Raw genomic sequence first — 894 nt, forward strand, 5'->3', positions numbered from 1 at the left:
GGCGGCAACTTCGAACAGTTGACCCCAAGCACCACCCCCGCCGTTACGACGATCACCGACTCGATCGACAACACCGGGTTGAGCCTGACGGCGAATGGTTCGGTGATTGAAGGTGGCCAGATCACTTACACCGCCACCCTGACCAATCCGGCCGGCACGCCGATGACCGTCACCCTGTCCAACGGCGCAGTGATCAACATCGAAGCCGGCAAAACCACCGGTTCGGTGGTAGTCGACACCCCGGCCAACGACGTCTACAAAAACGGCAGCACCGTCAGCACCACTATCGAAAGCACCACCGGTGGCAACTTCGAACAGCTGACCCCGAGCACCACCCCCGCGGTCACCACGATTACCGATTCGATCGACAACACCGGTCTGTCCCTGGCAGCCACCGGTTCGGTCACCGAAGGTGGTCAGATCACCTACACCGCGACCCTGACCAACCCGGCCGGCACGCCGATGACTGTCACGCTGAGTAATGGCGCCGTGATCAACATCGAGGCCGGCAAGACGTCCGGCTCGGTGGTGGTCGACACCCCAGCGAATGACGTCTACAAGAACGGCAGTACCGTCAGCACCACTATCGAAAGCACCACSGGCGGCAACTTCGAACAGCTGACCCCGAGCACGACKCCGGCGGTCACCACCATCACCGACTCGATCGACAACACCGGACTGTCCCTGGCAGCCACCGGTTCGGTGGTTGAAGGTGGCCAGATCACCTACACCGCGACGCTGAGCAACCCGGCCGGCACCGCGATGACCGTCACCCTGTCSAACGGYGCMGTSATCAACATCGARGCCGGCAAGACTTCCGGCTCSGTGGTGGTCGACACTCCAGCGAATGACGTCTACAAAAACGGCAGTACCGTCAGCACCACCATCGAAAGC

Annotated in this window: 1 protein-coding gene; it reads left to right on the forward strand. The window is 61.9% G+C overall.

Annotated elements, in window-relative coordinates:
• A partial coding sequence (locus tag AC1DIH_RS28115; RefSeq protein ID WP_477774084.1) for an immunoglobulin-like domain-containing protein occupies window positions 1-894 on the forward strand: 894 nt, incomplete at both ends.

Source organism: Pseudomonas sp. 05N36 (assembly GCF_056397385.1).